General features: G+C 30.5%; 11 protein-coding genes and 1 riboswitch. Of the genes, 4 read left to right on the top strand and 7 right to left on the bottom strand.

All coding sequences use genetic code 11. The features are described 5' to 3' along the window. Window positions 1-381: 381 nt before the first annotated feature. The 5 genes from RYK99_RS08055 to RYK99_RS08035 are packed head-to-tail and all read right to left on the bottom strand — an operon-like array spanning window position 382 to window position 3919. Window positions 382-1581 (bottom strand): ABC transporter permease, encoded by a 1200-nt coding sequence (locus RYK99_RS08055; RefSeq protein ID WP_314991649.1) that lies wholly within the window; start codon window positions 1579-1581, stop codon window positions 382-384. Window positions 1582-1583: 2 nt separating this feature from the next. Then, window positions 1584-2486, bottom strand: a complete 903-nt coding sequence (locus RYK99_RS08050) for an ABC transporter ATP-binding protein (RefSeq protein ID WP_271966299.1) — start codon at window positions 2484-2486, stop codon at window positions 1584-1586. Between the two features lie 45 nt (window positions 2487-2531). Next, window positions 2532-3074, bottom strand: coding sequence for a hypothetical protein (locus tag RYK99_RS08045; RefSeq protein ID WP_314991647.1), 543 nt, complete (start codon window positions 3072-3074; stop codon window positions 2532-2534). A 4-nt stretch (window positions 3075-3078) separates the two neighbouring features. Continuing rightward, window positions 3079-3594: a DUF2812 domain-containing protein gene (locus tag RYK99_RS08040; protein ID WP_271966301.1), complete on the bottom strand. Its 516-nt coding sequence runs from the start codon at window positions 3592-3594 to the stop codon at window positions 3079-3081. Further along, window positions 3587-3919 (bottom strand): PadR family transcriptional regulator, encoded by a 333-nt coding sequence (locus tag RYK99_RS08035; RefSeq protein WP_314991645.1) that lies wholly within the window; start codon window positions 3917-3919, stop codon window positions 3587-3589. The genes RYK99_RS08040 and RYK99_RS08035 overlap by 8 nt, the downstream gene beginning before the upstream one ends. Before the next feature lie 304 nt (window positions 3920-4223). Between RYK99_RS08035 and RYK99_RS08030 the strand changes: the two genes are divergently transcribed. The 3 genes from RYK99_RS08030 to RYK99_RS08020 all read left to right on the top strand — a co-directional run bounded on the left by RYK99_RS08030 (window position 4224) and on the right by RYK99_RS08020 (window position 8665). Then, window positions 4224-5024: a DUF6612 family protein gene (locus RYK99_RS08030; protein ID WP_314991644.1), complete on the top strand. Its 801-nt coding sequence runs from the start codon at window positions 4224-4226 to the stop codon at window positions 5022-5024. A gap of 836 nt (window positions 5025-5860) precedes the next feature. After that, entirely contained in the window at window positions 5861-7663 is a 1803-nt protein-coding gene (glmS, locus tag RYK99_RS08025; protein WP_314991642.1) for a glutamine--fructose-6-phosphate transaminase (isomerizing), read from the top strand. Window positions 7664-7786: 123 nt separating this feature from the next. Further along, window positions 7787-7899, top strand: a riboswitch (FMN riboswitch). Window positions 7900-8104: 205 nt separating this feature from the next. Beyond that, window positions 8105-8665 carry an ECF transporter S component gene (locus tag RYK99_RS08020; RefSeq protein ID WP_314991640.1) on the top strand — a complete coding sequence of 187 codons (561 nt, stop codon included), beginning with the start codon at window positions 8105-8107 and terminating at the stop codon, window positions 8663-8665. A 184-nt stretch (window positions 8666-8849) separates the two neighbouring features. Here the strand turns inward: RYK99_RS08020 and RYK99_RS08015 are convergent, their stop codons facing one another. Both RYK99_RS08015 and RYK99_RS08010 read right to left on the bottom strand, forming a co-directional pair. Beyond that, entirely contained in the window at window positions 8850-10079 is a 1230-nt protein-coding gene (locus RYK99_RS08015) for an ATP-binding protein (protein WP_314991638.1), read from the bottom strand. A gap of 114 nt (window positions 10080-10193) precedes the next feature. Next, a complete protein-coding gene (locus RYK99_RS08010) occupies window positions 10194-10550 on the bottom strand; it encodes a DUF1310 family protein (RefSeq protein ID WP_314991636.1) in 357 nt (118 codons plus the stop codon). 324 nt (window positions 10551-10874) lie between these two features. Here RYK99_RS08010 and hemH point away from each other — a divergent pair, with 324 nt between their 5' ends. Further along, window positions 10875-12035, top strand: a complete 1161-nt coding sequence (gene hemH, locus RYK99_RS08005) for a ferrochelatase (protein ID WP_314991634.1) — start codon at window positions 10875-10877, stop codon at window positions 12033-12035. The last annotated feature ends 118 nt before the right edge of the window (window positions 12036-12153 follow it).

The raw sequence follows: 12153 nt of genomic DNA, 5'->3' as shown, positions 1-12153 counted from the left end.
AAATACTAAACAAAAATAACTGAATATTTTGTCCAATTTTTTGGGTGCAGTACCCGGTTAGATGGTTATTAAAACTATCTTATTCGAGCTACCGTCTTTTAAGTTAGTCGTTTATTTTTCAAAGTCAAAGACTGAAGAAAAATATTACGAATAATTTATACTACGACTACTATAATTTCTACGAACGTAGTGAGTTAAGAAATTATTAGTAAAGTCAGTGCAAACGGCTCTCTCTTTATGATTTTATTTTAACATAAATATGAAATAAGTGCAATGAATAAATAATACTATAACTCAAGTTATAAATAGTCAACTCAGATATACAAAATACACCACATACTAGATAATCTATTATGTGGTGTTGATTTATTTTGACTTCTCCTATTTCCCAAATAACAATTTGAAGAAGTTTAATTTTTGACCATATCTTAATGTTGCTAGTCTATATACTCTAACACTCGCAAATGCTACAAGTAATGTAGTTACAGCTAATATACCATAAGATAATCCTAATTCTTGAATAGATACATTGCTTATTGCATAACGTGTAAACATTACAAAATATGATGTAAATGGAACATATGATAAAATCTCCGCAAGTTTAGTGTCTCCTGTTGAACCCATAATGTAGTAGTTTGCGAAGAATGCACCCATAAATGTTAACATCGGTAAAGTTATCGCTCCGTTGACATCCTCAATCTTACTAACTAGTGAAGCGAATGCCGCGTACATAAACATAAACATTACAAATCCAGTTAAAGCAAACACTAGTCCGACACCAAGGACTTTCAAGTCTACGTTTTCTATAATATGTTTAATATTATCGCTATATCTAGAACCATTAATTTTTAGACCTGCAAATAAACCACCTATGATTAAGCCCATTTGAATAAGTACCGCAATTGATAAAGCTAGTACTTTTCCTAAAATTAACGTTCTAGGATTTACAGTGACTACTAATAGTTCCATAGCTCTATTACTTTTTTCTTTAACAACATTTGTTGCAACTACACTACCAAATTGAACTACCGTCATATAGACAATAAATGTAAGAGCATAAACTACTATGACATTTACTACTTGTGTCTGAATATCAGAATCTCCACTTACGTTCACAGGTACAGGTTGAGGTAGATGTGATTTCACGTTAGTTACTTTATCATAATCTAAACCATTTTGTTTATAGACTAATTTTTCTACGTTCTTTCCAAAAGCTTCTTTGAATTCACTGCTACCTTTACTAAAGATAGATTGTCTAGATAAATATTCATAACTGTCTTTAGTTAAGACGATACCTTCATCTAATTTTTTATCTTTAATGTCTTTTTCTAAAGCCTCTTTACTATCATATTTTTTAGCTTCTTTTAGATCTTCTAATTTAATATTTGCATCTTTTACAACATATGCACTACGATTGAAATTATCGTTGCTATCACCTTTAAAAAGATTACTGTTCGCAATCGATGGTACAAATGTTATACCTATAGCGATAACGAAGTATATTGCCATAATAACTTTTGTCGCTTTCTTTGCGAAAAATTGTTTTAACTCGAAATTAAATACTGTACTAAAATTCTTCATAACTACTTACCTACCTGTTCCTTGAATATATCTTCTAACGATGGTTTATAAAGTTTAAATTCTTCTATATTAAAGCTGCTTCCTGCAAGTTTTGCTAATAGTTCTTTTTTAGATCCCTCTTCTTTAAAATCAAGAAGTACTCCCTCTGGTACTAATGAGTATTCGATACCTAATGGTATAGATCTTAGATTAGCTAGCAACTCTTCTTTTCCTAAGTTACTAACACTCAAGATCATTTTTCCATGTCCTAGTTGTTTTTTAATATAATCTAGATTTCCACTTAAAGTAATTTCCCCTTTTTCTAGTATATTAATGTCTTCACAGAATGTTTCTACAACTGGCATTTGGTGAGATGAGAAAATAACTAGTTTATCTTTTTTGATAAAGTCTGTAATTATTTCTTTTAACTTCGATACGTTCACCGGATCAAGTCCACTGAATGGTTCGTCAAAAACAAGAATATCTGGGTCATTCATAACACTTTGAATAATTTGAATTTTTTGTGCATTACCTTTAGACAATGTTTTTAATGCTTGTTTATTATCTTCTAATTCGAAGTACTCTAACCATTTTTTCGCTTCTGTTTGTGCTGCTTTCTTCTTCATGCCTTTTAACATTCCGAAGTACGTAAGCTGATCTACTAGTCCAACACCATCGTACATTCCACGTTCTTCTGGTAAATATCCAATTTTCACCTTACTGTGATCTAGAGGTTTTCCGTCTAATAAAATCTCACCTTTATCTGGCTTGAATATATCTAACAAAATTCTAAAACTTGTAGTTTTACCACTACCATTTCGTCCTAAATATCCATTAGCCACCCCACTTTTCGCTGTGAAGCTAACTCCCTTAAGAACCTTTTTATTACCAAAACTCTTCTCTACATTTTTAAATTCTAAAATCATAGCCCTTACCTCATTTCCTAACTTATTAAAAGTTATATCCCTTTTTTATTCGTCATTATTTTTTATTTCTTTTGTTAACTTGAAATATTTCGGTAAAAACATTCCAAGTCCACTTATACAGTAACCAAATATACCACCTATTAATCCACCTATTAACATGGCTAACACATCAGGTATTCCACTATTAATTACCCATTTAATATTAGTAAAATACAATACCCCTACTATGCTTATTAAAATAAATAAAACTATAAATCTTAACAATCTATATTTAACAATTTCTAATTCCGTCTCGGTATCAGTATATATCGGATAAGAACTCGAAGTCCCTTCAGCAAGTCTAAACAAATTATAAACTTGAAACTTATAAAGCTTCCAACCAGTTGCTTTATAATACTCTTCTATCTCTGGTGTAAAGTTTTTATCAAAGATAAACTTATATTGCTTATCGCTAGTCTCAGAAACTTTCTTCATTCTAATTGCCACTATAGCCTCTTTATCATATTCATACCCCTGAGCAGCAAGGAGATTCATTTTATCCGCTACTTTATCATAACTTATAAATACCGGAACATATTTATACTTCATAAATTCAATCCTTTCTTCTCTTCAAAAATAAATAATTTATATAGAGAAATCCTGTAGTAATAACCACTCCCACAGCGCCTACTGCACTCATTCTAAAAATAAAATCCATTACTTCTGATGGCATTAAATATTTATTTATAAAATATGCCAGCAAAGATAATATCATACATCCTAACATAATTTTCGCATTAAATTTTATTCTATATAACCACATGTAATCTTCACTCAGATTATCTGTGTATAGTGTAGTTGCTGTAGGCTCACCACGTAATACTTGCCAGAAAAAACTATTTCTAACCACTTTCCAACCGTTAAATCTGTAGAACTCTTGACGTTCTGCATCGAACTTTTTATCATATACCAGTTCGTATTTGTAATTAACTTTTTCTCCTTTTTCTAATAAAACGAAGAACACTAGAAATTTTTTAAAATGCCAGCCCTCTGCACTATATCTTTCTAATTTTCTCATAATACTTGCATTTGTATAAGCAAAGGCATGTATCACCTTATATTTACTCATCACTTCCACCACCTATAAACTTCTTAGCTACATCTAGTAAAAACTGTCGAAGTTTTAAATTTTTCTCCAAAACTTCCATACCTTTTGGAGTAATATGATATTCTTTTTTCGAATTGTCGATTTCCTTATCTTCTATCCAGCCAACAGAAACCATTTTCCCTAAAGTCGTATACATTGTTGCAGGGCCGATAATAATATTATTGTCAGTAATTTCTGCCACCTTTTGCATTATTAAATAACCATGAATAGGTTCTATTAAAACTAGAAGTGTAAAAAATATACTATCCGTTAATTCGCCCGTTTCATAAGGGCTTAACTTTGCCATCTTATCCCTCCTAACTTAATTAGAGATATTCTTTATCTATATCCATCATTGATATATCTATCTTTGATATAATTATATATCCATCATTGATATAAGTCAATAGATTATTTATTATTTTTACAAAAATATTGAATAAAAATAGCCTCCTTATTTATGACCTATATTATTTATTACAGATATTTAAAAAATAGTTTTATAATATAGTAATATCGGCTATAATATGATAAAATAATGCTATAAAAATAAATTTATAGAAATAGATTCCTTATACTAGTCTATTTTAATTAATGTTAAGGAGAGACACATGACAAAATCACTAAAAAAATATCTATTGCTTATTGCAACGGTTATTCTTTCAGTTACTCTTGCTGCTTGTGGCATGGGAACTTCCGCAGAACAAATCGTCAATAAATCAGTAGAATCATCTAAAAATATTAAGAGTACAGATTTCGAAGCTACAAACCAATCTGAAATTTTAGTTGGTGAACAAAACCAAACAATTGAAAATACTGTATCTGGTTCATTAATCATGGATCCACTTGCAATGAAAGCAACTACTAATGTAAAAGCTCAAGGACAAAGCCAAACATTAGAATTATACATCAAAGATGGAACAGCTTATGCAAAATCAACAGGACAAGATGGATGGGTAAAAAGCTCAAACAACAATATAACTGCACAATTTGAAAATCTTAAAAAGATTGCTAATTCAGATAAAATTTTAGAATTCTATAAAAAAATCGCTAAAGATTTCAAGAAAACTGAAGAAAATGGAAACTATGTATTAACATACACAGGAAATGGTGACCAATTCAAAGATCTTATGGTTGCTATCGCTAATGCATCTTCAGGAAGTGAAGTTACTGCTAGTGCTTTTAATAATGTAGACTTCAAAAACGTTTCAATTAAACTGGTTGTTACTAAAGACTTTACACCTGTTAACAACGAAGTAACAATGGAACTTGCTACTAAAGATACTTCAAACCCAACTACGATGAAAATTAAACAAATTATCAAATATTCTAACGTAAATAATGTTAAAGAAATCAATCTTCCTGATGAAGTGAAAAATGCTAAAGAAGTAGCAACTGATTCTCAACGATAATAACATTAAAACCTACTTACTGTAAAAGTAAGTAGGTTTTTTTATTAGTGATCCTTATATTTCTATCTTTCTAAAAATTAGGGTTAAATTTCCAGATGCTTTATTTTAATATTTGAGTTTATGTAAATATATCCTTTTAGTTTACAATGCTCTTCTCATCTAGTATAATAATATGGACGATTAAATAACTAGGAGGTAATTTGAATTTATAATTATAGCGCCCGAACTAAGTTCTAAAGGTTAAATTGAGCTTAGTTGACGAGGAAAAAAGTTATCGAAAATTCGGCGGATGCTTTTTCGGAACCAGAGAGTTTCGTTAGATAATGTACAATGGGGTAGATCTTAATATTTCTAGGAACGAAGAGACGACGAAATATTTAGATATAGCGTATGCAACAGCAACTTAGTTTTTAAGGAAGAATGACGCGAAAAACTTTAGTTGCCACTGCTGGGGTGTACCTTAGTATCTTTAGGAACACAGTGACGACAAGATACTTACAGTGGCTACTAACAAAATATTTCGTCATTACATTCCTTATATTTTGAGTAGCTGTTGTCTAAGTTACTCGATAAGGTTTCTTTTCATCTTTTAGATTCAAGAAACCTAACGATTAACTCATAGCTACAGCGTATGCAATAGCAACTTAGTTTTTAAGGAAGAATGACGCGAAAAACTTGCCCTTCAAAATCATTATCCTCTCTCTATTAGACTCATATTACTTTCTTTTAGATTAACATAAACTAAGAGGAGTATAATATTTTTGAGTGAATATAAATTTCATAGTACTTTCTATGAGAGATTAATTAAATAAAGAAAAAAGCGAGGAATTTTTAATATGTGTGGAATTGTAGGATTTGTTGGAGAAGCAAATGGAGTTAAATTTTTAATCGATGGACTTAGTAGTCTTGAGTACCGTGGATACGACTCAGCAGGTATTGCAGGAGTTGTGGATGGTAAGGCTAATGTAACAAAGGCTGTTGGTCGTATTAAAAACTTAGAAGCCCTAATCCCTGGAGATCTTCACCTAGAATTAGGTATTGGTCATACACGTTGGGCTACTCACGGTGGAGTAAACGTAACTAACTCTCACCCTCACCAAAGCTTTAACAAACGTTTCATCTTAGTTCACAATGGAGTTATCGAAAACTTCCAAGAACTTAAAGATAGATTTTTCAAAGATGTGGAACTTGTTTCTGAAACTGATACTGAAGTTATCGTTCAATTAGTTCAAATATACAGCGATCGTGGTCTTGAAACTAAAGAAGCTTTCAAAAAAGCTGTATCTAAATTACAAGGATCTTATGCACTTTGTTTAATCGACACAGAAGATAAAGACACTTTATATGTAGCAAAAAACAAAAGTCCACTTCTTATTGGACTAGGAGAAGAAAATAAAAACTATGTTGGTAGTGATGCTTTAGCAATGATTAAGTACACTAACAACTTCTTAGAAATCAACGATGGTGAAATTGTTATCGTGAAAAAAGATAGTGTAACTATCGAAGACAAAGAAGGTAATGTCGTAGAGCGTGAAAGCTTCTCAACTAACTTAAACGCTGGAGAAATCGATAAAGGTATCCACGAACATTACATGATTAAAGAAATTAACGAACAAGTAGGAGCTATGCGTAACATCATCTCTCACTACTTCGATGGACACGATGTAAATATTGACAGCGAAATTATTAACAACGTAAAAGATGCTGATAGACTATACATCATCGGATGTGGTACAAGTTATAACGCTGGTTTAGTAGGAAGAAACTACTTCGAAAAATGGGCTGGTATCCCAACAGAAGTACACCTAGCATCAGAATTTGCTTATAACGTACCATTATTATCTAAAAAACCAATGTTCATCTTCCTTTCTCAATCAGGAGAAACAGCTGACCTTCGTGCAGTATTAACAAAACTACGCAGCGTAAATGAAGATTATAAATTCTTAGTACTTACTAACGTTGATGCGTCAACTCTATCTCGTGAATGTGACTACACATTATTACTTCACGCAGGGGTTGAAATTGCGGTTGCATCTACTAAAGCATATACTGCTCAAATCGCAACATTAAGTATACTAGCTTACGAAGTAGCAAAACAACTTTCAAAACAACCTAAATTTGATATCGAGCAAGAATTATCAGTAATTACTTCAGCAATCGAATCAATCTTAGATGATACAAAAACTATCAAAGACTTAGCTAAAAACTTATTCACTGAACGTAATGCATTCTACATCGGACGTGGAATTGACTACTATAGTGCATGTGAAGCAGCTTTAAAACTTAAAGAAGTTTCTTACATTCAAACAGAAGGTTTTGCCGGAGGAGAATTAAAACACGGTACAATCGCTCTTATCGAAGAAAGAACACCAGTTGTAGCTCTTATCACAAGTGCAAAACTAGACTTAAATACACGTAGTAACGTAAGTGAAGTAGCTAGCCGTGGAGCTAATACTCTAATCATTACATTAGAAAAATTAGCTCGTAAAGGTGACTACGCAATCCCTAACGTAAATGAAGATCTTGCTCCAATCGCAAGTATCGTTGTTACACAATTATTCGCATACTATGCAGCTTACACTAAAGGTTTAGATGTGGATAAACCACGTAACCTTGCTAAATCAGTAACAGTAGAATAATAAATAATTTAAGTAGCTCGGAAGATTTATTTCTGAGCTACTTTTATCTATTTTAAAAAGTTAAGCCTTTTCTCTTTACAAACTTTAGTCTTAGGTTTATAATAAACCTATAATAAATAATTAAATTATCTTCGGGGCAGGGTGAAATTCCCGACCGGCGGTTAAAGTCCGCGAGCGCAAGCTGATTTGGTGAAATTCCAAAACCGACAGTACAGTCTGGATGATAGAAGATATAGAATTAATAAACTTGCACATATAACCTTACTACGTATGTATATTTATTATACAATGTATTGTGCAATGCTTATTTTTCGTACCTTTCAGTCCCGCTTTAAAATTTTTAAAGTGGTGTTTTTTATTTCTAAGAGATTTGAATTGCACCTTATTAAAAATTGTATTGCGGTTATTTTTTGCCTATGAAGATAGGAAAGAGGATTTAATATGTACAAAAAAAATGTTCATTCACTTGTTCTAAGTGGAATGCTTGCAGTTATTGCTCTACTTCTATCTTTTTTTAGTTTTGCTGTGCCATTCTTGCCACCATTTCTAAAATTTGATTTCACGTTTATCCCGCTGTTCATGGCGTTGTTATTATTAGGATATAAAGATGCACTTCTAGTGTCATTCTTAAAAAATTTCCTACACTTCGCATTATTATCACATGAACCAATCGGATCGATCGCCAATATCGTAGTTGAATTTACTTTCATCAGTATTATCGTACTTTTCTACAAAAAAGGTACAGTTAAAACTATTATCGGTGGTATTTTAGGAACACTAGCAATTACATTATTCATGTCACTACTTAACTACTTCGTGTTACTTCCAGCTTATGGATATATCATGAACTTAGCTGATATTGTGACTAACGTAAAAACTATTGTAGCTGTTGGTATCGTACCATTCAACCTAATAAAAGGTGCTTTAGTAACATTCTTATTCTTCGTTACTAAGAGTGTTTATAGATCAATACCAACAAGTATTCGCAGTCGTTTTGCATAAAAATAAAACTAAATAAATTAATTTAACCATGAAAAATTCCTCCATTACACTCACCTTACTGTAATGGAGGATTCCTTTTTTATTAAATTTTCTAGGAAATTATTTAGCATACTTATCCAAAAAATCCAAGTTAAGAGGGCAGATAAATGAAAAAAGTCATTTTCTGCCCCCTTAACTGCTATTTTTAAAACTTATTATTATTTTTTATATACTCTAATAAGTTCACATGTCTTATACCATTGTTTTGTTGGAGTAAATAGTCGGTAGTCATGAGATATCTTGGATAATTATCTTTTATCATTTCTAACGGCTTAAATTCGCGGGTTGCCGTTTCTGAACTTTCATTTATAGTATACGCAACTTGAATATATGCATAATTCATATCTGAATCACGTAGAATAAAATCACATTCTAACTTTCCTATTCTTCCAACACTAACACTATATCCATTACTTCTGGCATATACATATACAATATTCTCCAGAACCGGACCATAATTAATTCTATTATCCGTATTCACAGCAAAATAAAATGCTGTATCAGCTAAATAATATTTCTTTTCTCCAGCTAGAGAACGTTTAGACTTCATATCAAATCTATCACATTGATATAAAATTTTTGACTTTACTAATTCATCTATATATCTACTAATAGTTTCTCTCTTTATTATCAATCCATTTCCTTGTAAAGCTCTATGTATACTCGCTATACTCAAAGTTGCTCCATAATTATTTATTACAAAATCTCTAACTACATTAAAAGCCTCAACATTTCTAACCTTTACTCTTTGTTTTATATCTTTTTCAAATATTTCTCTAACAATGGATGAAACATACATTCTCTTATCCCCAATCTCATCTATGAAAATACTTCTTGGAAAACCTCCATCATGAATATAGTTGTTCAACTCTAGTTGCAAATTATCATTAACAATTTTATTATAGAACCTTTTCATCTCTATATATTCGGAAAAATTTAATGGAAACATTTCTATCTCTATATACCTTCCCGTTAACTTAGTTACTAACTCTCCACTTAATAGATATGAATTAGAACCAGTAATAAAAATAGAATAATTGCCTTCTGTTCTATATGCATTAATTATTTCTTCAAAATTTTTAACATTTTGGATCTCATCTATAAATATATATTTTAAATTTTGAGTTATCGATAAATTATCAATTACTTCTTCCAATTTATCTGCATCTTTTACTTTTCTATACTTCTTGCTATCTAAATCAATAAAAATTATATCTTCCTCTTGTACTCCTCTTTCTATAAGTTCTAATTTGATAACCTCTAACAAAGAAGATTTTCCACAACGCCTAACTCCTGTAATTACTTTTATTATATCTGAACTATCATAAAAATTCCTTATTCTTTTCAAATACAACTCTCTTCTATATAATTCCATTTCTATCCCCCCCTAATTAAATGATTTCTAAATAAATTTTAGCATACTTATCCAAAAAAATCCAAGTTAAGGGGGCAGATAAATAAAAAAAATCATTTTCTGCCCCCTTAACTGCTATTTTTTTAATAAATCATCTAATTTTTCCGAGTGTGCTACTTCTTCTACATTCACATCTTTTTCATCAAGTACCGTATCAATATTTAATTTCTCATCATTATTAACTATTAGTCTAGCGTAAATTTTTTCTCCTACACTTCTAATACTTTCATAATCAATCTTATAATCTTTTATTTTCGACTTCGCCGTAAACGCCAATTTATCTTTTTCTAAAATTATTTTCTCATAAAAACCACGTGCATCTGCAGTTTTTACGACTCTAACTATTTCTTTATACTTAGGATTATTTTTCATATAAATAACTCCACCTACAGCAGCCATAAATGTTATTGCTCCTAATATTTTCTTTCTCACTTAAACACTTCCTCCTTTTTATAACTACCAATTGGAGATTTTAAAACTCTCTTATTAGTGTACTTTTTAGTTATCTTATATATTATAACTTTTCTAGTATTTTTGCAATAGTTTTTTAATCTTTTCTTGTACTTTATACATTGGTTCCTATTATCATTAATCTCGCCATAATTTCTTCACAAATATAACAGTCTAGAAATACTAAGTTGACTAATTCGAATCTTAATCAATAATAATTTTTCTGTAACAATATAATAATACGTGTGTTTTAGTACAAAAAGTGATATAATCATATATAACTATACAATTATGAGAGGTTAAACAATGAAAAAAGCCATTCTAGTTATGACATATGGAACACCTGAAGAGTACACATTCGAAGGTGTAGCAAAATTTTTCACAAATATTAGAAGAGGGGTACGCCCTAACGATGAAGAAATAAATCATCTATTAAAAAACTATCTTCGCATAGAAGGTTCTCCCCTTCAAGAAATAACACTTAAAGAAGTTGAGCTATTAAAAGAAGCTGTACGAGATAAATATCAAGTATACTTCGCAAATAAGTTCTCTTCTCCATACATCCCTGATGTAATTTCAAAAATGGAAGAAGACAACATTGAAGAATGTATTTGTTTAATTTTAGAACCTCATTATTCATTCTATTCTATTATGGGATATGAAAGATTTATTAAGAGTGATAAAATTAAATTTAATATAATAAAATCGTGGTATAAAGAAGAAAAATTAATTGAATTTTGGGCTGATGAAATCAAAAAAATTATCGATACAGAAGTTAAAAATGATAGCTTTAAAGTTATCTTTTCTGCACACAGTGTACCTGAAATTGCTTTGAAATATAACGATCCTTATGTTGATCAAATCTTTGATATGACCAAATTAATTGCAGAGAAAATAGGTCTTGATAAAGATAACTATACAAACACATGGCAAAGTGAAAGTGATATTGGTATGCCATGGATTAAACCTGATGTACTAGAATATTTAAGAGACCAAAAAGAACATCCAAAACACTATATATTTGTACCTCTTAGTTTTATAAGTGAACACATTGAAGTTCTTTTTGATAATGATGTTGAATGTCGTGAACTTTGCGAAGAATTTGGAGTAGCATACCATAGACCTCCAATGCCTAACTATGACTCTCGTTTAATAGAAGCTCTAGTTTCTGCAGTTAATGGTAACAAAGATAATCCTTTTATCTATCATAATCCAGAACAAACAACATTTAACGAAATGGATAAAGAAAAAGCCGAAATGCCTGATTTCGTTAAAAAGATGCTAGCTAATAAAAAAGATGGTGAAAAACCCGAAATGCCCGACTTCGTAAAAAAAATGCTGGCTAATAAAAAAGACGGTGAAAAACCTGAAATGCCTGACTTCGTTAAAAAAATGCTAGCCAATAAAGAAACAAGTCGTAAAGCTAAAATTTTAAATTTCGTTAAAAGTATATTTAGTAAAAAATAATATTTTATAAATAAATACTGTAAAAAGATATAACTCTGTTACTACTAGCTAGTAATAGAGTTATCAGATTGTTGACAAAACGACCAAAATATCAATGAACATATTGATGTTTTGGTCG

It is taken from the genome of uncultured Gemella sp., assembly GCF_963537375.1.
Taxonomy (GTDB): domain Bacteria; phylum Bacillota; class Bacilli; order Staphylococcales; family Gemellaceae; genus Gemella.
Note: the sequence above shows the minus strand (reverse complement) of the source record. Positions and strands in the feature narration are given on the sequence as shown.